The sequence below is a fragment of the Sphingobacterium multivorum genome (genome assembly GCF_039511225.1).
Classification (GTDB): Bacteria; Bacteroidota; Bacteroidia; order Sphingobacteriales; family Sphingobacteriaceae; genus Sphingobacterium.
Map to the genome: position 1 here is coordinate 1,102,891 of NZ_CP154261.1, position 22,272 is coordinate 1,125,162.

Annotated in this window: 19 protein-coding genes; 13 read left to right on the forward strand and 6 right to left on the reverse strand. The window is 39.6% G+C overall.

Translation table 11 applies throughout. From position 1 onward, the window contains the following. The first annotated feature begins 68 nt into the window (after positions 1–68). Positions 69–1,565, forward strand: coding sequence for a succinate CoA transferase (locus tag AAH582_RS04480; protein ID WP_343321300.1), 1,497 nt, complete (start codon positions 69–71; stop codon positions 1,563–1,565). Positions 1,566–1,692: 127 nt separating this feature from the next. Here AAH582_RS04480 and AAH582_RS04485 read toward each other — a convergent pair whose 3' ends face one another. After that, the gene (locus AAH582_RS04485) at positions 1,693–2,448 is read right to left on the reverse strand and encodes a DNA alkylation repair protein (RefSeq protein WP_343321301.1); all 756 of its coding nucleotides are present in this window, start codon (positions 2,446–2,448) and stop codon (positions 1,693–1,695) included. A gap of 16 nt (positions 2,449–2,464) precedes the next feature. Then, a complete protein-coding gene (locus AAH582_RS04490; RefSeq protein ID WP_046671651.1) occupies positions 2,465–2,962 on the reverse strand; it encodes a DinB family protein in 498 nt (165 codons plus the stop codon). Positions 2,963–3,281: 319 nt separating this feature from the next. Here AAH582_RS04490 and AAH582_RS04495 point away from each other — a divergent pair, with 319 nt between their 5' ends. From AAH582_RS04495 to AAH582_RS04510, 4 genes are all read left to right on the forward strand, one after another. Continuing rightward, positions 3,282–4,328 carry an alpha-L-fucosidase gene (locus AAH582_RS04495; protein WP_343321302.1) on the forward strand — a complete coding sequence of 349 codons (1,047 nt, stop codon included), beginning with the start codon at positions 3,282–3,284 and terminating at the stop codon, positions 4,326–4,328. Between the two features lie 81 nt (positions 4,329–4,409). After that, positions 4,410–4,817 carry an EthD family reductase gene (locus AAH582_RS04500; protein WP_343321303.1) on the forward strand — a complete coding sequence of 136 codons (408 nt, stop codon included), beginning with the start codon at positions 4,410–4,412 and terminating at the stop codon, positions 4,815–4,817. 198 nt (positions 4,818–5,015) lie between these two features. Beyond that, complete coding sequence (locus tag AAH582_RS04505; RefSeq protein WP_343321304.1) at positions 5,016–7,391, forward strand: PDZ domain-containing protein; 2,376 nt, start codon at positions 5,016–5,018, stop codon at positions 7,389–7,391. A 491-nt stretch (positions 7,392–7,882) separates the two neighbouring features. After that, positions 7,883–8,329 (forward strand): hypothetical protein, encoded by a 447-nt coding sequence (locus AAH582_RS04510; protein ID WP_343321305.1) that lies wholly within the window; start codon positions 7,883–7,885, stop codon positions 8,327–8,329. Between the two features lie 88 nt (positions 8,330–8,417). On the opposite strand, the gene AAH582_RS04515 is transcribed toward AAH582_RS04510, so the two are convergent. The 3 genes from AAH582_RS04515 to AAH582_RS04525 all read right to left on the reverse strand — a co-directional run bounded on the left by AAH582_RS04515 (position 8,418) and on the right by AAH582_RS04525 (position 12,135). Next, positions 8,418–9,710, reverse strand: coding sequence for a hypothetical protein (locus tag AAH582_RS04515; RefSeq protein WP_343321306.1), 1,293 nt, complete (start codon positions 9,708–9,710; stop codon positions 8,418–8,420). 650 nt (positions 9,711–10,360) lie between these two features. Further along, complete coding sequence (locus AAH582_RS04520; protein WP_343321307.1) at positions 10,361–11,764, reverse strand: M56 family metallopeptidase; 1,404 nt, start codon at positions 11,762–11,764, stop codon at positions 10,361–10,363. Continuing rightward, positions 11,761–12,135: a BlaI/MecI/CopY family transcriptional regulator gene (locus tag AAH582_RS04525; protein WP_046671655.1), complete on the reverse strand. Its 375-nt coding sequence runs from the start codon at positions 12,133–12,135 to the stop codon at positions 11,761–11,763. Before AAH582_RS04525 ends, AAH582_RS04520 begins: the two co-directional genes overlap by 4 nt. Before the next feature lie 372 nt (positions 12,136–12,507). Here AAH582_RS04525 and AAH582_RS04530 point away from each other — a divergent pair, with 372 nt between their 5' ends. Further along, positions 12,508–13,083: a 2,3-bisphosphoglycerate-dependent phosphoglycerate mutase gene (locus tag AAH582_RS04530; protein ID WP_343321308.1), complete on the forward strand. Its 576-nt coding sequence runs from the start codon at positions 12,508–12,510 to the stop codon at positions 13,081–13,083. A 121-nt stretch (positions 13,084–13,204) separates the two neighbouring features. Here AAH582_RS04530 and AAH582_RS04535 read toward each other — a convergent pair whose 3' ends face one another. Next, positions 13,205–13,729, reverse strand: a complete 525-nt coding sequence (locus AAH582_RS04535; protein WP_046671657.1) for a hypothetical protein — start codon at positions 13,727–13,729, stop codon at positions 13,205–13,207. A gap of 302 nt (positions 13,730–14,031) precedes the next feature. Here AAH582_RS04535 and AAH582_RS04540 point away from each other — a divergent pair, with 302 nt between their 5' ends. From AAH582_RS04540 to AAH582_RS04570, 7 genes are all read left to right on the forward strand, one after another. Then, a complete protein-coding gene (locus tag AAH582_RS04540) occupies positions 14,032–14,271 on the forward strand; it encodes a hypothetical protein (protein WP_286752392.1) in 240 nt (79 codons plus the stop codon). Beyond that, the gene (locus tag AAH582_RS04545) at positions 14,249–14,545 is read left to right on the forward strand and encodes a hypothetical protein (protein ID WP_112373707.1); all 297 of its coding nucleotides are present in this window, start codon (positions 14,249–14,251) and stop codon (positions 14,543–14,545) included. Before AAH582_RS04540 ends, AAH582_RS04545 begins: the two co-directional genes overlap by 23 nt. 422 nt (positions 14,546–14,967) lie before the next feature. Then, entirely contained in the window at positions 14,968–15,570 is a 603-nt protein-coding gene (locus AAH582_RS04550; protein ID WP_046673894.1) for a TetR/AcrR family transcriptional regulator, read from the forward strand. An 80-nt stretch (positions 15,571–15,650) separates the two neighbouring features. Continuing rightward, positions 15,651–18,404 (forward strand): TonB-dependent receptor, encoded by a 2,754-nt coding sequence (locus AAH582_RS04555; protein WP_343321309.1) that lies wholly within the window; start codon positions 15,651–15,653, stop codon positions 18,402–18,404. Between the two features lie 22 nt (positions 18,405–18,426). Further along, positions 18,427–19,701, forward strand: a complete 1,275-nt coding sequence (locus AAH582_RS04560; protein WP_343321310.1) for a parallel beta-helix domain-containing protein — start codon at positions 18,427–18,429, stop codon at positions 19,699–19,701. A 2-nt stretch (positions 19,702–19,703) separates the two neighbouring features. Further along, positions 19,704–20,783 (forward strand): SO2930 family diheme c-type cytochrome, encoded by a 1,080-nt coding sequence (locus AAH582_RS04565; RefSeq protein ID WP_343321311.1) that lies wholly within the window; start codon positions 19,704–19,706, stop codon positions 20,781–20,783. A gap of 21 nt (positions 20,784–20,804) precedes the next feature. Continuing rightward, positions 20,805–22,217 carry an aldehyde dehydrogenase family protein gene (locus tag AAH582_RS04570; RefSeq protein WP_343321312.1) on the forward strand — a complete coding sequence of 471 codons (1,413 nt, stop codon included), beginning with the start codon at positions 20,805–20,807 and terminating at the stop codon, positions 22,215–22,217. Positions 22,218–22,272: the final 55 nt, after the last annotated feature.

A 22,272-nucleotide genomic window follows, 5' to 3' on the forward strand; every position in this document is an offset into this window, starting at 1 on the left:
CGAAGGGAAATATATAGATTTCAATTTCTTAAGTTTACAATAATGGAATAAAATCAAACTATAACAATATGGCTTACGAAAGAATAAAAGTTCAAAGCTTACATGATAAAGTGATTACAGCAGAAGAAGCTGCTAAACTATTTCAAAACGGAATGGTCGTTGGGTCGAGTGGTTTTACCAAGGCTGGAGACAGTAAGGTGGTGTTACCTGCCTTGGCTGAACGTGCAAAAGTGGATCCATTGAAAATAACCTTGATTACTGGGGCTTCGTTGGGACACGGAACGGACGGTAAATTGGCGGAAGCGAGAGCATTATCCAAGCGGATGCCCTTTCAGGTAGATCGTATTTTACGTCATAAAATTAATGCTGGAGATGTGCTGTTTATTGATCAGCATCTAAGCGAAACAGCCGAATTGCTGCACAATAAGAATTTACCTCAGGTGGATATTGCTGTTTTGGAAGTAGCAGCAATAGAATCGGATGGAAGTATTGTTCCAACGACTTCTGTGGGAAATTCGGCAACTTTTGCTGCATTGGCTAAGCAGGTTATTTTAGAAGTCAATACTGCGATACCGGTGACTATTAAAGGAATACATGATATTTATCAAGCCGAAGATTACCCTCGGCGTAATGTTATTCCAATCGTAGCTCCAGAAAATAAAATTGGACGTAAAACTATTCCTTTGGACGTGAGCAAGGTGGTGGGAATTGTGTTTACGAATGAGCTTGATAGCCCTGCCGATATTGCTGAACCGGATACCAAAACAACAGCGATAGCGAAGCATATTTTGCAGTTTTTCGAAAATGAGGTAGCGCTAGGCCATTTGTCAGAAAGCTTGATGCCACTTCAAGCGGGTATTGGAAAAGTAGCTAACGCTGTTCTGACGGGATTTATACATAGTAAGTTCCGTAATCTAACGATGTTTTCTGAAGTGTTGCAAGATAGCACCTTTGACCTTATCGATGCCGGAAAACTGGATTTTGCTTCTGCTTCTTCAATTACTGTTTCGGAAGAGTGTTATTCAAGAGTGTTCGATCATTTGGATCGATACCGTGATAAAATTGTATTGCGCCCACAGAACATTTCCAATACACCTGGACTGATCAAACGTTTGGGGATTATTGCAATTAATACAGCCATAGAGTTTGATATTTATGGAAACGTAAATTCTACCCATACTTCAGGAACAAATATCATGAACGGTATCGGCGGGTCGGGTGACTTTGCACGCAATGCTTATTTGAGCATCTTTGTCACACAGGCGGCCTCTAAAGGAGATGCAATTTCTCACATTGTACCCATGGTTTCCCATGTGGATCATACCGAACATGATGTCGATATTTTGGTAACAGATTATGGCTTGGCAGATTTACGTGGTTTAGCGCCTCGCGAGCGAGCGAAAGTAATTATAGCGAACTGTGTACATCCCGATTACAAAGAGCAGCTATTAGATTATTATAACCGCGCTTGTGAGAGAGGGGGGCATACACCACATTTGTTAGAAGAGGCTTTTAGCTGGCATATCAACCTTCGTGAAAAAGGAACAATGAAAAAAGACCAATAACCGAGGGCGTGGTTACATATGGACTAAAGGTTTATAGAAAGGCGAGGTTTAATTGTAGACTTCGCCTTTCCTGCTGTATAGTTCTTTCTTGATGTATAATTATCGCAAAGAAAATCACGCATTCATTTCATTGGTTAAGATGAATGGTCGTATCATTCTGCCGATTCTGTTTAGTCCTCAAGTTGTGGCGATTGAGACCAATCGTAATTTTTGTCCGAAACCATTGTTTGGTTTCTGGCGATTCAATTGCTTTACTGTAACAATTAACAAGATCGGGATGGAATTTTGCTATTGTTTTGGCTCCCCAGCCAATTCCCTTTTTTACATGAAAATCTGTTGTGTTTGACAATGAAATCAGTAGCTTCAATAAAATGTTTACGTATGTGGCTGATAGGCCTTTTTTTACGGCATAATGTGTAGCTACACCAATTGTTCGGACAATCCATTTGTCAGAATGATGAGCTAATTCTTTTAATAGAGGTATTGCTTTTTTAGGCGAAGTCAACAGCGCATGACCAAGTACGCGTTCGCCGATGATATCACAGACGTACCATTGATTACCTATGGTTATATAGGTACAGGCTTTATGGATGGATTGTTCGAAGTGTTCGGGGAGACGTTGCTGGAGAATTATTCCCGTTAAAACATAACTTCCCATTTCTGTTGTGGCAATGAGACGATCTGTTAAGTGTAACTGCTCGGTTTCAGGTACGAATAGCATAATTTCCCTGGCCGCAAACTCCAGAAGCGGAAAACGAACTTTCTTTTTCAGTAAACACGCTTGTAAGCTTAACATAAAGGATTCTATACCGGATTGCTGTCCTTGCTGTTTCGCCGCTGCGACAATTTCTCGGATCTGTACTTTACTGGTAATTTTGTCCATGGCAGTGCTCAAATCCCTATTGTTGATCTTTATAAATATTCCAATAATTAAAGTCTGTCATTGGAGCATCAGTTATTCCAATAGCTCGGCCCATTGTAACGATCTGTCCCCTGTGATATGTTCCGTGGAGGATCAGCTGTTGTATGTATTCATACTTCGTGAAGTCGCATTGAAACCATGGTGATTCCACTTTGATATTTTTTTCAAGATCCAACTCGGTTAGTTTGTGTATGTAATCCACGAGTTGAGCTGAACTTCTTTGTAGTGCTTCAAATATTTCTTCTTTTGTGGCTCGCTTTTTCTCAAAATCAAAATCATTGCTTTCCGCAATGTGGCTCCACCAATATTCCTGTGTCTGCAAGATGTGGTTTAAGGTCTTCAAAATGGTCGGGAAACTTGAAGGTACCTCTTGGTTAAGTTGGTCATCTGATTTATCAGCCAACCAATTGATGTATTTATTGACGACCCAGTTGTTATATTCAGCACTTTTTGTGATTAAGGTTTTTAAACTCATAATTTTAATCTATAGTATGGTGTTAAATGAAATATTTACTAAATATAAATCCTTTTTGGAATGAATTTACATTAAATTTTATAGTAGATAGCTTGTTTGATAAGCCGCTTTGAAAGTATTTATTTCTTATAAAATTGTGACTGGTACAGGCCTGTCCATTAAGCGTAACTTATTTGAAATAAATAAAAAGTATTGTCCATATTTTTTATATTTATTTTGCAATAGCAGAATGGTTTAGCATTTTGCATAATGTGTGTGTGGCACCAACAGAAGATTTGACAGCTGCTTGAGCTTGTTGGATTAACCAATTAAAATAAATATGATAAAAGCAACGCATTGTATTCTTTCTTTACTAGCCATGTTGTTTATGAACATGGGAAACGCCCAAGTTAATTATTTGCAGGAATCCAAAAAGGATTTTGATAAACGGATGCATTGGTTTAGGGAAGCAAAGTACGGAATGTTTATTCATTTTGGGCTTTATAGTCAACTTGGAGGGATGTATAATGGGAATTCGACCAAAGGATATGCCGAATGGATACAATCGGAGATGAATATTCCGAAGGCAGCATATTCGGAACTGATCAACACCTGGAATCCCAAGGACTTCAATGCGGATCGTATTGTTCAATTGGCTAAGGATGCTGGAATGAAATATATCGTCCTGACGACCAAACATCATGAGGGATTTTGTCTGTGGGATTCCCCCTATACAGATTATGATATCGCTTCGACGCCAATGAAAGGAAGAGATCTCGTGCGGGAGTTGTCCATAGCTTGTAAGAAAGCTGGGATTAGATTTGGTACCTACTACAGTATTATCGACTGGCATCACGATTCGCAATATGTTGATCCCAATGGTAAAGGCGACTGGGGCCAGATTCTCATTAAGCCGGAACAGAAAGCCGCTTATATTCAATACATGAAAAATCAATTGAAAGAATTGGTTGTTAAGTATGATACTGACATCCTTTGGTTTGATGGGGACTGGGTGAATTGGTGGGATATGGCCGCGGGAGAAGATCTTTATCAATATCTACGCAAATTAAAACCCACTCTAATCATTAATAACCGCGTAGCAAAGAGGGATCAATTTAAGCGTGATTTTGGAACGCCTGAACAAGAACATCCTGGAACGTTGCTGGATTACGATTGGGAAGCCTGTTATACCTTGAATAATTCTTGGGGATATAAAAAATCAGATAATAATTGGAAATCTCCTACAGAAGTAAATACTAAGCTGCGCGAGATAAATGAAAAAGGCGGGAATTTGCTGCTCAATATTGGGCCTGATGCTAACGGAAATGTGCCGGCTGCCAGTAAAGAAATTTTGTTGAAAGCAGCAGCAGAGCGAAAAAAGAACTAATCTGAGTTAATTTGCTGTTTATTGACTCTTCGCAAATGTTTTGGAAAAAAAAGTGTTATTTAATCTTACTTATCAACAAATATGAAAACAAAGATCATTTTAGTTCTGGTTTTGATAACCATGCTGTTGGGGTTTCAGTGCGATGTAAAGGCAGATCCACCTTTTCATAAAAAAGGGGCGATCAAGGTATCGATTTTTTATCGCAATGGACCTGGAAAGACATTTGATTGGGATTATTATCTCCCTAAACACATTGCGCTTGTCAAAAAAGTTTACGGTAAAGCATTGAAAGGCGTAACCATTGATAAAGGGCTTTCGGGACGTGGCTCAGCAGAAGGCCCGATCTATTTGGCCATTTGTCATTTGTATTTTGATTCTGTTGCAGCCTATCAGGATCCTTTAAAAGAAAATGGGAAAAAGTTTGCCGAAGATTTTCCAAAATATACGAATATTACACCAGAGATACAGATCAATGAAGTCATTCAATAGACCGTTTGCCAATTCGGCGAAATTCTATTGTTTTGTGCAATATTAACCTGATCGAATAAAACACGAACTGAAAAGTCGTTTGTGCATAGCAAACGACTTTATTTTTATGGACTTATAGACCTTACTATATGGCTGGTTTATAGTTGATATAATCCAGCTAATATTATATGAACGATTAAAATTATGAAGATATCTTGTATGTTATTTCCAAAATTATTATTTATTGGCCTTACCGGTGTCGCTTCACTTAGCGTGCATGGGCAACAGTCTGGCTCGGTAAAACGTATTTACATCAGTACAAAAGGAAGTGATAGAAACCAAGGAACCATGGGCAGTCCCTATGCCACAGCTGAAGCCGCACTGCGATCGGTAGAAAAACAGAAACAAGAAAAAAATACACCAGACATCGAAATCATCTTTATGGCGGGCACCTACCAGCTGGATAAACCGATTGAATTGTCTGCTGGGGTATCGGGTACAAGAAGGCAACCCTTGCGGATCAAAGCTGAGGATGGAGCACAAGTTACGCTGAGTGGTGCCAAATCGCTTAACCTCAAATGGGAACAGGGCGATCGTGGTATTTGGGTGGCTAAGGTCACAAGAGGTGTAAACTTCCAAAGTCTATATGCTAATGATAAGCATCTTGTTCGGGCACGTTATCCAAACTATGATCCCACTGTCTTACCATTTCAAGGCTATGCTGCAGATGCATTAAGTCCCGAACGCGTAACAACGTGGAAAACCCCCAAGGGGGGAATTGTACATGCTTTGCATGCTGGTCGCTGGGGAGGATTCCATTATAAGATTACAGGAAAAGATGGCCTATCAACAGTTACACTTGAAGGTGGGCAGCAAAATAATCGGCCCAGTAAAATGCACGAGACCTATCGCTTTGTAGAAAATATCTTTGAGGAACTCGATACCTTTCAAGAGTGGTACTTGGATGAAGAGAAAGCATTATTATACTATATGCCTGCTAAAGGAATTAATCCCAACCAGCTGAAGTTTGTAGCGCCACAATTGGAAAATCTAATCTATCTTTCAGGTTCATCTTTCAGTCCAGTGCATGATATTGAGGTTAGTGGCCTTCGCTTCATGTATACTGCTCCTACCTTTATGAAAACAAGCGAACCACTCTTACGTAGTGATTGGACGATCTATCGACAGGGAGCAGTAAAGATTGAAGGTGCGGAAAACTGTATCTTCCGCGCGAATGATTTTATCGCTTTGGGCGGCAATGCAATATTTGTTAATAATTACAATCGCGAGGTCAAAATCGAAGGAAACCGGATTGAACAAATCGGTGCCGGAGCGATCAATTTTGTAGGTGACCCAGCGGCAGTGCGCTCACCGGCATTTCGATATGAAAAATTTGTCCCATTTGACCAAATGGATACCATTAAAGGACCAAAAACCAATAATTATCCCATGAACTGTGAGGCAAGTGACAATCTGATCCATAACATTGGATTGATCGAAAAACAAGTAGCAGGTGTGCAGGTCTCCATGGCTGAATCTCTACGAATTTTGCATAATACCATTTACAATGTGCCTCGAGCAGGTATTAATGTAGGTGATGGTACTTGGGGCGGTCATGAGATAGCTTACAATGATGTTTTTAATACAGTCCTGGAAACCAGCGATCATGGTGCCTTCAACTCATGGGGGCGCGACCGATTTTGGCATCCCAATCGAAAGGAGATGGATGAACTGACGAGGAAACATCCCAATTTAATATTGCTGGACGCAGTCAAAACAACCAAAATTCATGATAATAGATTTCGCTGCGATCACGGTTGGGATATTGATTTGGACGACGGATCTTCCAACTATGAAATTTACAATAACCTTTGTTTAAGTGGAGGACTAAAACTAAGAGAAGGGTTTTATCGCAAAGTGTACAACAACGTGATGATCAACAATGGTTTTCATCCTCATGTATGGTTTCAGCATAGTCACGATGTATTCCGTAATAATATCGTGATGGAGTCCCATCAGGATATACAGGTCAAGTATTGGGGGGAAGAGGTAGACCATAATATTTACGGACGGCAGGACGACCTAAACAAAGATCGGGTGAAAGGCATAGAAAAACATGGTTGGGTTATTCAATTGAACTTTACGAATCCCGCACATGGTGATTTCCGGTTGAAAAACTGGAAGGATCAGGATTTTAAAAATTTTGACATGTTGCATTTTGGAGTTACCAGTAAAAGACTTAAAACTCTAGCCGCTAGTCCTGAAATACCACAGTTGATCCAATCCGAAGCAAAGGAGCAAGGGAGCAGGTGGACCTGGAAGTCGGGGGTATTTAAATCAGTGGAGACTTTGGGCGAGCAGTCGGCTGCAGGCCTACCCTCGATAAACGGCGTACTGTTGCTCGAGTTGGATGAAAAAGGCAATCTTTATAAAAGCGGTTTGCGTGTCGGCGATGTTGTATTGAATTATCAGGGCGAGAAAATAGATCAATTAATAGACCTGCAACAAGCGATTAAAAAGCATGTACACGCTGACCAGCCGAAGGTGTTAATTTTTAGAAACCAACAGCAGCAGGAATTAACCCTGCAGCTGTAGTAAATTTTCTATGCGCTTATTGAAATATACGATTGTACTTCGGTTTGTTGACATGCGATATAGCTATTGTGAGCAATTAGCAGTAAAACATGGCAGTTGTGATAGATCGATCATCTTATGACGATATTATTTTTTGTTTATAATTTTTATTTCCATTGGGACTATTGAGCATCTAGGTCGTCATTATAACAGTGTGTTATCATCTTACCGGGGGCGCACATATTAAATTCTTATTCGTATTAATTGATGTATAAGGCTGTACAGCACCCATGTGCTGGCAGCCTTATTGATTTAACTGTGCAATGGGTTTGACCAAAGGTGATCGCCCAACGATGAGCGAGGGAGTGAAGGTATAACACCGACAATGAGGGGGAGTCTTTGTGGGTATGGGATGGTTGAAACAAGTTTCTTAAACTGGTTTAAGTTTGGACTGTTTTTGTTCTTTTAAATTTGGTTTATATCGTTTATACCCTATTTATATAATTCATACCATGTATAGTCAACTTTTTGTACGTTTAGCTGTATCTACAGCGTTTCTGTCTGCTGTCGCAGATCGTTTGGGGCTGTGGGGGGTACCGGGGGCATCACATGTTTCCTGGGGAAATTGGACCAATTTTGTAGCCTATTCAAATACCCTTAATTTTTTTGTGCCTGAAACTTTTGGTAATATACTTGCTATCGGCGCAACATTATTAGAGGTTGTCTTAGCAATCCTGTTGCTGATTGGCTATAAACTGCGTTTCACTGCATTCGTTGCCGGGATTCTACTGATCTGCTTTGGGCTGGTGATGACTTTCTCCTTCGGAATTAAATCGACGTTTGATTATTCGGTCTGGGTAGGAGCTGCGGCCTGTTTTCTACTGCAGACTGCCGATAACTTTCCCATTAGCCTAGACCGGTATATTGACCTTCGAAAAAGTAAATGGATGGGTAAATGAAGGGTCGAAGATTTTATCGTCTTAGAAATACGTTTTAAAAAGCATAAAAAATGCCGTCAAACAAAGGAGCTTAACGGCATTTTTTCGATTACATTTCCTTTAAATTTACCTCTTTCTTTTCACCGTCTTTGTCAATGGTGACGTGCTTTTCAACATTGGCTTTGTCGACATAGGATGATCTTGCCGTACCATAATTTGTCGTGGAACCTGTATAACCCCAATAGTTATAATAATTGGTGTAGCCTGATACATAGGAATAGTTGTAAGAATTGGTAAAATCGAAGCTCACCATAATCACGTATGCACCTGGCATGAGATCTGCAAATTCGAAATGCCCCTCATCATCATACACCTTTGCTTTTTTAATAGCATAGCCAAAATCGGGATCCAATGGAACTTCCTGCACCTTTTTCCGTTTTCGGATCTTTTTATTGACTTCCAGCCATTCTTCGTAATAGGCGGAGTTGGCGAAGAGTGTAATTTCTGTACCTTTTGGGGCATATTGCTTTTTGGCGGTATTGACGAGTCCGCCAAGTTTTTTTCCGGAGCTAGATCGAGCGTAAGCCGTCCCGATAATAACACTGTTACCCTGGGAAATCTGTTGGGCAGCCTGTTCTTTGTTAAATCTATTTTTAATAGGTTGATAGTCCAGTTCTTCGTTTACGGTAATTTCCCATTTGCCGTTTCCCATGGACATTTCCCTTTGCCATAATCGGTGATCTTTCTTATCGATGACATAATTATAGATGGCTCCGGTACTTTCTTCTAAAAGTGTAACCAGCCAACTGTCGTGTTTACCTGTTTTTGGGGAGCCATAACTGTAGCTTTTTACTTCCTTGATGGTATAGTCTTCGACGAAAATGTCCGAATCACTATTATAATAAAATTGCGGGATGCGCGCTTTATACCCTAGGTCTAAAGGGAGAGTTGAAATCAGGTGATCTGTCCAGTTAAAATCCACAAAAGGTCTAGTTGGCTGTAAGTTGATCTTTTTTTCCTTTTTCGTTTTCTTCGAATAATAATTACCTGTAATTGTTTCTCCAAAGTTGAGGTTTACTTTTGCTTCCTTGCCATCGCTAGAATAGCGGATAGACTGAAGTGTTTTTGCGTCGGCAGTCGTCGTGCGTATCGAAGTCCAGGCATTGTCTTTCGGAACATAGGTATTGGTTAAGGTCAGCTGATTGTCGGCCGCTACAATTTCGTAGGTCAGTGATCCTTGTTTGTCCCAATTGTTATCTTTAACATAATAGACCGTATACAGTGATTTTTCTGGTTTTATATAGTTGGTATTGATATCGCTGCTCCCAGGGGTGACGGTCTTTTGACATAATCCTACGGCTGGAAGTAAACCTACTCCCAATACAAAGGCATATAATTTCATATATGTGAACTATAGTTAATGAAAAAACAAGTTGTTTTCTTGTTCGATTTATTTATCTAAGGTAATAAAAAAGTTTTTTATTTTTTTGCTGGGGATCGCTTCTTCACATACACTGATGCTATAGCGGAAATTTGACCTCAGAGCATTTTGGAGCTTGTTTGAATGTTGATGATATACTAGAGCGAAAAGTAAAACGGAGGTATTTCTACCACCGTCGTCGTGCACCTTTGAGCACCATTGATGATTAGAAAAAAAATCTTTGTGATGATGGTCAATAATTATCTTCAGCTTCCTTTTCTTTGTCGATGATAGAAGAGCGCATCCGGTAGACATTCATTTCACCAAGATGCGTATAACTTTTTCCACCGTTTTTAAGGATCATTACACGGACCGAATTGCTTTAAAAATAAATGGCAGTAGGATTTATTGTTTTTTAACCCGAATCTACTCTTTAATCATATTTTGGAAAATGGTGATGTTTGTCTTTAACTGGACTTTAAATTATATCAAATCTATAAGAAGCGTTGGTACATTAAATTTTGAATAATCTAAACAACATGTTGGTTTATAGGTGTGTAGTCGAGAGAAGTGGATATATCGCAATAAGAGGAATACAATTCCTCTTATTGCAATTCGAAGAATTCCGTTCGCTATTTTTTATTCACTGTATTTACTTCCACTTCGGGTTTCACTTTTAGGGAAATCCGTATAGGCTTTTCCTCCTTAACTTGAATGTCTTTTTGATCTTGATTTGAACTGACATTGGCATTGGCAGAAAGATTGATACGTTTTGGTTGACGCGGTTGAATATCTTCGACCCATACTTCCTCAATTTTAGGGGCTACTTGCACTTCTTCGACTATCGGTGAAACTCTTTTTGATGGAGTAGACTCTTTTTGAGGCTCCGCAAATTTGATTCGCTCCACATGTACCTCATCGATTATTTTGGGGGAATTTTGAGGTGGAGCAGGTTTTTTTCGAGGTGCCGGGAAACGTACATTATCCTCTTGTTGAGAAGAAGACCTCTGCTGGGATATTATTGGCGGAGCCATCTCCTTTGTTGGTGATTTAGGAATTCTTCCACTAGTTTTAGGAGCCTCCGATTGCCGTGATGCAGGCGGCGTTATTGCGGTGTTGGCAGCCGCGGCTTTTTTTGGCGTAGTCGGCGTTGTTTTCTGTGCCTCCACATGTGTTGAAAACAACGTGGATATCGCTACTGTCAGTAATAAAGTAAGCCCAGGCATTAGCAAGAGTTTACTTGGGGTTGTTCTTTTTTGTAACATAATTAATCGTTTTTTTGTTGTTAAGAAATTAAAATTACTGGCCGGTAATGTGTTTATATCAGGGGTGGACATGCTCCACTCGATAATTAAATGTTGGTATCTTAACTTTTCGTGAATCTTCACTACTGCATCATCTGCAAGGTATTCATGCGTTTGTCGGATCGATTTTTGAATGAGATAAATAAAGGGATTGAACCAAAAAAATATACCCAAGAGCTGTATAAAAAGTACGTCTATTGAATGACGTTGATTGGCATGGGCCCGTTCGTGCGTTATAATTGATTGATCAATATCGCCCTGTTGATAGGCCTCTTTGGGAACATAAATTTTTTGAAAAAAAGAAAAAGGTGTTTTTAAACCACGTATGCAATATATAGACTGTTCATGAGTCGGTGTGGCACTTCGGATATAATACAGGAATTTGCGGTACAACCAAACCTGTTTCAGGAGTAATGCAATCGAGACGATCACATAAACCAGCAGAGCGAGGTTGTACCAATCAACATAATCATTATTGAAGAGTGCTGAATCCGTTGCCGGCTGTGTAATGATCGACCCGACAGGGGTAGCATCAGTGTTTCTTGCGTTCAATAAGTTGAAAACATCAAATGGGACAGCGATCTGGATCATTGGAATGATGACAGATAAGGGGATAATCCCAAGTAAATAACAGCGGTTGAATAGCAACAACTTCTGGTTGCGTAGTACTGACCAATAAATGAGATACAGTAAACCCGAACAGGCTATCAGTTTTCCAATATATAGCATCATGTCTCTTTGTTTTTAATTTCGGAATCAATTATATTTTTCAGTTCCTCCAATTGCTCTTTGCTCAGCTGAGATTGTTTAGTGAAAAAAGATGCAAATTTTAATGCTGAATTGTCGAAGTAAGTTTCTACAATATCATTTACATGTGCTAAGTAATAGTTGTCTTTATCGATTAATGGATAATACTCTCTCGAATTTCCATAAAGCACATAAGATATTGCCCCCTTTTCAGTCATTCTCTTCAATAATGTAGCAACAGTTGTTGGCGCCGGTTTAGGTTCAGGATACGCTTCCATTAGATCTTTCATAAAAGCTTTTTTCATGTCCCAGATGTAGCCCATCAATTGTTCTTCCGTAGCTGATAATTTATTCATACTACAAATATAGAGCATATTCTACATTGTGTAGAATTAAAATATGTTAAATAATTCCTGTTTTTATTATTTGATTGATTTACAGTTGTTTAAATTTTTATTCCTTTGAGAATGAGAACAATTTTTACCATAAAACTCGTTGCGTGCCCTTATAAAAACAATAAGTATATACAAATAATAGGGTAGCTGGATTTGTTTGTGCCGCTTTTTCAACTAAGGAATCTGTGGTAGCCTATAGCTGTAGTTCGATCCTTAGTTTAGACGGTTAGACAAGCATTCAAAGTATAAATAAAACAAAATGGAATGTACCGTTATTATATATGGCGTTGGGCCTGTGGTGGGCGACAGTTTTAGAAAAACTTAGGATAAATAATGACAAAACTTTTTTTAGTACGGCATGGACAATCGCAATGGAATTTGGAAAATCGCTTTACGGGTTGGCAAGATATTGATATTACCGAATTGGGACAACAGGAAGCTCGGCAGGCGGGACTAGCTTTGGCAAATGAACGAATTGATATCGCTTATACTTCAGCGCTTATAAGAGCGCAACATACTTTGGAAATTATTTTGCATGAAATGGGCAATCCTCCCATCCCTATTGTTATAAATGCTGCTTTAAATGAGCGCGGTTATGGACAACTTGAGGGCTTGAATAAGGCTGAAACGGCCCAAAAATATGGTGCCGAACAAGTGCATATCTGGCGTAGGTCTTTTGATGTTCCGCCACCAGGAGGGGAGAGTCTTAAAGATACATACGAACGTGTTATTCCATATTATGAACATTTTATAACACCTAAACTGAAAGAAGGCAAAAATGTACTTGTTGTTGCGCATGGCAATAGCCTTAGGGCACTGATTATGTTTTTGGAACATCTTTCTCCGGAACAAATATTGGAACGGGAGATTGCTACCGGACAACCGATCGAATATCAGGTTGAGGGATAGTGTTATACTGATTTCTAGGCTAATCTAAGTATTCGTGAAATGGTGAAATTGCAGTTGTGAAACAAAAAATCCTGCCATACGAACGATGAGCAGGATTTTTGTTATTTGTATCCGCGTTATACTATTTCAAAACGAATTTAAATCCTAAAGAAAAACGCGATGGTTCGAAATTAGAACCATGAGAAAGATTCCACCAAGGTTTCCAGTCGAAATGCATTGCCAATGGTGCCGAAGGTATTTTGAACTCTAGACCCAAGGCTGGTCGGATCGCAAAATCAGTATGTGTTTTCCCATCTTTCCAGTGGTAGTCGTCATACCAGTCGTCGTGCCATTTACCATAATCAATAAATGAAACTTGTGGACCAACACCAATGTACCATGAAAGACCTCGAGATCCAGGAATACGTTTATTGTATGAATAATCCACACCGATAACAGTAATATTGTCTCCAAATAATACTTGTGCATTTCCGGCGTCATTTCCACCAAAATTGTGTTTTATCTGTGGACCGAATAGCGTTTGACCATCGCCGACGTCTATTCCAAGACCAATGGCTGTCCGATAGGGAGTTTGTGCGTTTGCTTGCTGATGAGCAGCAAATAGTAGCGTAAAAAGTGTTAGAAAAGGTAGAATTACTTTTTTCATGATAATTTAAAAAAATATTAGTTGTGCGTTTTCGATTAGAAAACTTTCGCTGTTCAAACAAATAGTTTGCCAAAGATTTTTTTAATATTTTGATGAACAATAAATGATCTGTAACTGCTTCTTTTTTAATGTCTTTTTTTGTGCATAATCTAAAAATAAAGCCAACCGTTTTTGCTAGCGTGTGTTCTAATCACAGAAAGTCTTTTTTTTTAAGGTATAATTAGTGCGCTGGACTATTTTTTATCGATGAACTATTATTAGATGTTATAAGACAGCATGTAAGATGCTACAAAATACGGAAAATGGAGAAACTACAAATCAATACCGAAAAGATTGAAGAATGGATTGCAGCGGGATATGATGTTCTTCAGGATGGAAAATTAATTAAAGTTGAAGGTGATCTACAGGGATTTCTACAACAGTTTGCTGATGATACAGCAGATGGAGGACCAAAAATATATTTGTTGAAGGAGCTGCTTACCTGGCCAGAGGAAGATTTAAAAAAAATAGAAATGGGTTATGGAACAGATGAAAATACCTGAAGATAAAATTGTGCCACTGGATTTTGATTCAGAAGAATTACCTTTTGAAATTCGTGAGCTACGTCCTGTTGTTTTTAAAGAAGAAACATCGTATTGGTGTTTACTGGGGCCCGATCCGCATCAAGGCATTTTCGGAAACGGTGAAACGGCTTTAGATGCATTAGCCGACTGGCTAGAAAATCTGCAGGTACGTTTAAAAACCGGAGACGAAAATGATGAAGTAGCGAATTACGCTCGGGAAAGCCTTAAGGCATCAAATCGTGATGTGTGGTAGTATTTTGTATTTATAGCAGAAGTCTTCCAATATACATTGGAAAGAGTCGGTTAGTTGGATATAGTAGGATAATTTCTCAGTCTAATTGGACTCTTACAGCGTACATTAGCTAAATTAACAGTTGGGTTAATTTAATTACCATCTTATGCTCTCGAAACCTAAAAACGAGAGATATGTTGATGAAAAGAAAACTGAACCTTTAAAAATTGACAGTAAAGACAGTTTTATAGCGAATTATCTGAATAAGATCGCATACTTCTTTTATTTAAAAATCAATTTATCTATGTTTGGAGTAACATGTTAAGTCTGTATGTGGCTGACTTTTAACAGTGTTGGTTTTGCATCATAATATATTTTTCAATTTTCAAACATTTAAATAAAATGTTTGAAAATTGAAAAATATATTACTAACTTTATTTTAGATGAACAAAAAGGAACAGGTCAAAGAAAGAATTGGACAGGCGGCCATGGAATGTTTCGAGCGTTATGGATTGGAAAAAACAACCTTGGAAGACATTGCTAAAACTGTGGGATTGAACAAAACGTCTCTTTATTATTATTACAAGAACAAAGAGGATATTTTTATTGAAGTAGCCATACGAGAGGGACAATCTTTTATCGATACATTACAAAAAAGTACATTGAAAAAGAAGGGCGTGGAGAATCAGATTTCTTTTTATTTAGAATCGAGATTGAACTATTATACCAATGTGCTCAATATGAACAGGGTGTCTGTCGAATCACTTGATAAGATTTTACCTCGTTTTTTTGAACTATATGATGCCATGATGGTGCAAGAGAAAGCTTTTCTTACGAAGCTTCTTACGCAAGCCATTGCACATGAAAAATTGGATCTAACAGATCCTGAAAATATAGCTTCTGTACTTATAAATTTTGCTAATGCATTAAAACATAGTACAGAACAACAGGCAATACTGAAGCGGCAGGTCGAAATTGACTATGCACAAAGTCTTCGGGATACCAAATTTCTAGTCGGCCTAATTTTTAGGGGACTTAGAATCTAATTCTCGATTGTCCATTTAGGAGAATCATGGTGGGTAAGGTGAAGCATTGAAGCGATAATAATACGCTAACCAATATAAACATGAAAAAAATTGCCTTATTAATCCAGATTCTCTGTATCTGTGTGCCATTTAGCTTGTCTGCACAACAGATCATCAATGGGCAGGTCAGTAATAGCTCGACATCCGAGCCGGCCTATGCCGTTTCGATCCACGTAAAAGACGGAAAGGAAGGTACTTTTACAGATGATCGAGGGCGTTTTCAGCTGAAAACAAACAAACCACTACCCATTACGCTCTATATTTCCGCTATTGGATATGAATCGAAAGAAGTTTTGGTGAATAACCTGTCATCGCCTTTGCGTATTTCGTTGAATTTGTCCCCCATTTTGGGGCAGGAGGTTGTTGTTTCTGCAAGTAGAACCGTACAGAGTAAACTATCCGCTCCAGTAACAATTGAGCAAATGAGCAGCAAAGACATTCGTAATGCTGCACAATTAAATTACATGGATATGCTTCAAGGTTTGAGGGGAGTCGATGTTACCGTATCCAGTATTGGTTTTACCAGTGTTACAACGCGGGGATTTAATACCAGTGGGAATACCAACTTTACGCAGATCGTAGACGGGATGGATAATCAGGCGCCCGGTCTGAATTTTCCGCTCGGGTCAGTCATCGGGCTAACCCAGCTTGATGTCGATAATATAGAGGTGCTGTCTGGAGCATCTTCGGCCCTGTATGGTTCAAGAGGATTGAATGGTACGATGGTGGCCACAGGCAAAAATCCGTTTAAATATCAAGGATTAAGTGTACTGGTAACTCAAGGTGTAAACCATATTAATCCTAAAAAAAACAATGATCCGGTGCCTACGTCACCTTACTATGATTGGGCTATCCGCTACGCAAAACAAATGGGGAATAAAATTGCTTTCAAGCTCAATGGCCAGTATACACAGGCAAAAGATTGGGTAGCCAACGATGAAACCAACAAAAATGGTCCGGGGACAGCGCTGACAGATCCAAACTATAATGGAGTTAACCTGTATGGTGGAGCGACTTCGACCGATATCAATCCCTTTTTGGAAGGTGCACTGCAGGGAAATCCGGAATTGGCCCCCTTAATCGAACCCTTACTGAAAAATCCGAATTATGTTGCCCGGACTGGATATCCTGAATATGGCTATCTCGATAATAGAGCCAAGCTCTTTAAAATCAATGGTGAATTCCGTTACAAGGTTTCCACAAATATTGAAGCCATAGCTTCAGCCACTTTTGGTACAGGCAATATTGTGTATACCAACGATACGCGTTATCAGCTGAAAGGATTTAAGGTAGGGCAATATCGATTGGAACTTCGTGGAGATAAATGGTTTTTCAGAACGTACACAACCCAGGAAAATTCAGGGAGAACACTAGTTGCAGGGCCGACAGCACAATATATTAATGAATCGTGGAAAACAAGTTACGATGGAGGAACAGGTGGCTGGTATCCTGAATATACTGCTGGTCTCTTAAATGCACTTGCTTCAGGTACTTCACTCACAGACGCTCATTTAGCAGCGCGCACGCTAGCCGACCAAGGACGTGCCGAACTCGGAACACCACTGTTCAATAGACTTAAAGATAGTATCAGCAATACACCAATATCGCAGGGTGGAACGTTATTCTTAGATCGCAGCAAATTATACAATGCCGAAGCACAATATAATTTCTCCGATCTCGTAAAATTTATGCAGGTGATTGCAGGTGTCAATTGGCGTTTGTACAACCTAAATTCAAAAAATACATTATTCCCAGATAAGGATAAGCCAATTCATGTAAAAGAGTACAGTGCATACCTGCAACTCGCCAAAAAAGTATTGGACGATCGCTTGAATATTGCTACCTCATTCCGTTACGATAAGAATACGTTGTTTGCTCAACCAAAATTAACTTCACGGGCATCACTGGTGTTTGATCTGTTTCATCAAAATTATTTACGCCTTTCTTATCAGAATGCATATAGTTTCCCCTCCAATATACAAGCTTTACAAAATACCTTAAATGGTTATAATAGCTATTCCTCCGGTGGTTCATCGCTGCTGTTGATCGATAATTATCAGTTTGACCGCTATCCTCCTTACACCTTGGAAAGCGTACAGAAGTTTCAGCAATCGAACGATCCAACCGTACTTCAGAAATTTAAATTTGATGATATTAAACCGCAGTCGGTTAATGCTTTCGAACTGGGTTATGCAGCTATGTTGGGCAAGCGGGTGATGATCGATGTGTTAGGCTATTTTTCAACTTGGAAGAATTTTATTGGCTATGCTAATGTTGCTAATACTCCTGGAAGCAATGATTACAATGCGTTTAAAGATCATGCAACCTATGTGCAGTATAATATCGCCTTTAATGGCGGAGAGACCGTAAATACTTATGGATACGCCGCGAGTCTTAGTTTGGATCTAGGTCGGAATTTTGTAACCAAGGCCAATTATTATTCTGACTACCTAAAAAATAAAAACAATAGTCAAATTAACAACTTCAATACACCACACTATCACTTTAATTTTGAATTCGCGAATAGTGGCTTTGGAAAAAAACAAGTTTGGTCGTTTAGTACTTCCTTACGCTATAAACCGGGCTTCTATTATGTCGTGTCTGGGGGGCTTGCCGCAGGCCAAGTGCCAAGCTCGACGGTGATCGATGCACAAGTGAGCTATAAGTTTGTTAAGGCTCGTTCCGGAATTCGTATTGGCGGAACCAATATCACAAACAAATACTATTCTACAGGTATTGCTAATCCACGTATAGGTGCAGTATATTATGTCACTTATGCTTATAATATTTTCTAATCAAAATTAAATAAATCAGACCATGAAAAGATATTTAAAACAATTGATCGGTATTGCGGTCACAGCTTTCTTTCTGTACAGCTGTGCCGACCAATCGAAAGACAGTTACAAAGTCCTAACGTTTACTCCTGGACAGGAAGAGGCAATTGAGGAAGCTTTCCTCTCTATTAAAGATAGCACCAACATCGTGCTAAAAGCCGGGAAATACTCCTTCGATAATTTGAGTATCGCACAAGTAAATCATATTAAGATTGAAGGTGAGGGCTATGATAAGACAATTATTGATTTTTCCAGTCAGACACAAGGAGGAGAGGGAATACGGGTTACCGATGTGAAAGGTTTAACGATTGGAAATATGACCATTCGTGATTCAAAAGGAGATCTGTTGAAGATAAACAATAGTCAAGACGTTGTCATTTCAAACCTTCATAGTATATGGAGCTCGGCCGATTCTACGAGTGGTGGATATGGGATTTATCCTGTGCTCTGTAAGAATGTGCTTGTCGAGAATTGTTATGCCGAAGGGGCTTCAGATGCCGGTATTTATGTTGGACAGACAAAAGGTGTTATTGTGCGTAAATGCAAGGCAACGAAAAATGTGGCTGGATGTGAAATTGAAAATACAACAGATGCTGAAGTTTACGATAATGAATTCTATGGAAATACAGCCGGATTTCTGATTTTTGATCTGCCTGAACTTTCACAGCGGGGTGGAAGGGTAAAGGCGTATCACAATAAAATCTATGCTAATAATTTTAAAAATTTTGCCAAGGGTGGGAGCTTCGGAACTTTCTGGGGGGTAGGGAATGCATCACCGGGAAGTGGTATCATTATCCTCTCGACATCAAATATTGAAATTTATGATAATGTTATCGAACAAAACAATACCTCTGCGATTACGATCGCTTCAGGCTTTGCTGTCGATGAAAAAGCTGGAGAACGAATAAATGCAAATTACTCTCCAATACCCACACATGTTAAAATTTATAGAAACACCATTAAGATGGGGGATAAATTCCCCCAAGCAGCATATGAGCATCGTATCGGTCAATTGATTATTGCTACCGAAGCCCAGTTAAATAGCGTTGAGCCGGATCGAAAAAATAAGCGAATTCCAGCCATATTGTATGATGGTATCACCAGTAATGTGATCACGAATGGTCGCACTCAAAACCCAGATTCCATCTGTATCAATCAGCCGGGTGAGAATATGTTTGTAGCCGCAGATTTTAGTCACGCAGGTCAACCAGCGAAGTGGAAACCCTCAAGTAATGTACAACCTTTTCTATGCAATTAACCGTGAAACCAACAAAATTTGCCCTCGTCTGTACCGGAATATTGAGCGTGATCCTGCTTGTGCTGCAACAGAGCTGTCGGCAGGGACAAAAGAAATCATCAGACCATGGGGTTGTTTCTTTTGAATTTAAAGAACGACTGTCCGAATACGGCTTTTTTACTGGAAAACTAAATCAATTAATCGCAAGAGCCGATATCTTGGGCTACGATCTGAGTACACCTCTATTTTCTGATTATGCCGTTAAAGACCGCTTTATTGTATTGCCAAAAGAAGGGAAAATGGGCTATACAGAACATGGTCCGTTAGATTTTCCCGACTCAACAATTATTATAAAGAATTTCTCCTACATCAATGAACAAAAGCAAAAAGTATTGATAGAGACGCGCTTACTGGTGAAGGATCCAGCTGATCATGCCTGGAAAGTGATGAATTATCTGTGGAATGATGTGCAGACTGATGCGATGAAACAGATTCGTGGTGCTAAACTACCGATTACATTGATCGATAATGCTGGCAACAAGCATACGACAAACTACATGGTACCCAATACCAACGATTGCAAACGCTGCCATAACAATAGCTCCAAGCTGATGCCCATAGGTCCAAAAGCCCGAAACCTCAATTTTGTGCGATTAGGTGATTCGATCAATCAACTCGCCAAATGGGTTTCCCTTGGTCGGATGGTCAATATGCCCAATCTAAAGAGCGTACCGCAATTGCCCGTATGGACTGATGAAAACAAATTCAGTTTGGAACAACGGGCAAGAGCCTATTTAGATGTGAACTGTGCGCATTGCCACACCAAAGGGGGAGACGCTTATAATACTGGGCTTTTCCTGGATTACGATGTGAAAATTCCTTCACACCTTGGTATTGGTAAAGCTCCTGTTTCAGCTGGAGGTGGAGCAGGTGGCTTAGATTTTGATGTGGTTCCAGGAGATGCCAAGCATTCTATCCTGCTTTATCGGATGAATAGTGTGGAACCGGGTACAGCAATGCCGGAGTTGGCGAGAAGTATAATACATCAAGAAGGTGTGGATCTGATTCGTCAATGGATCGATAATATGCCGTCAAAAAAATAATAATATTGATCTTCAATTGGTATGAACAAAGAGACATCAACCGATCAGATCGGTTTAATATTTGAACAGCAGCAGCTTTTTAAATATGAATTACGGTCTAGCAGTGCAGAGGACCGGATAAAGAAACTCCACAAGCTAAGGGCGCTTATTGAAAGTCATGAGGATTTAATCTATGCGGCGCTCGAAAAAGATTTACGGAAGTCACGAAGTGAAGCCGCCATAAGCGAAGTATTGTTTATTTACGGTGAAATAGCATTTGCAATACAACATTTACGAAAATGGATGAAGCCTAGAAAGGTTGGTCGCTCAATGACCAATTTTCTTGCTAAAAGCACAATTACCTACCAGCCTAGGGGTACGGCGCTTATTATATCGCCTTGGAACTATCCATTTCAGCTCACCATGAGCCCCTTGATTTCAGCTATTGCAGCGGGTAATTGTGTGATTTTAAAGCCCTCAGAACATAGCCCATTCACATCGGCAGTTATTGGGGAGATCTTGACCAAAGGATTTGACCAACGGGAATTGGCCTGTATTGAAGGTGAACAGCATGTTTCCGAAGCACTATTAGCGCTTCCTTTTGATCATATTTTCTTCACCGGGAGTCCGGCGGTAGGCAAACTGGTTATGCAGGCTGCCTCCCGCAATCTCAGTTCTGTGACCCTGGAACTTGGTGGCAAGTCCCCCGTTATACTAGATGAGACTGCAGATTTGGAGATGACTGCCCATAAAGTTGCTTGGGGAAAATTAATCAATGCTGGGCAAACCTGCATTGCACCAGATTATATTCTTTTGCCTAAAGATAAACAGGATGAATTTGTAAACTATTATCTAAAGGCGGTTAAAAGTATGTTTTTCACCGAGGATGGACAGCTGGATCGAACAGTTTACGCGAAGATCATTAATCAAAAGCATGCTAGTCGTCTTGTTTCATTAATCACCAATGCAATAGCATGTGGGGCACAACTGCGCGAAGGCGGACAATTAGCTGATGATCTGACATTAAGTCCTGCATTGTTGATCGATGTGAGGGCCGACAACAGCATTATGCAGGAAGAAATATTTGGCCCCATACTTCCCATAGTGACCTATGAAGATCAAGAAGAGGCTCTAGCACTGATTAATCGTGCTGAAAAGCCTTTGGCTTTGTATATATTTAGCAATAACAAGTCCAATATTCAATATATCCTCCAACAGGTGTCCTCTGGAGGTGCTTGTGTGAATGATGTTTTGATTCATGTTTCCAACCCTCATTTGCCTTTTGGTGGTGTCAATGGCAGTGGCTTGGGCAGTTGTCATGGGCAATTTGGCTTTAAGGCATTTTCACATGAAAGAGCTGTCATGTTTCAATCTAAATTTTCGTTTTCTACATTGATTTATCCACCCTATGCTAAAAAGAATAAAGTTTTTAAATTATTGAAGAAATGGATTTAGTCAATTGAAACAGTTTTCAATAAAGACAGCTATCCGCCCTTGAATACAGGCTATC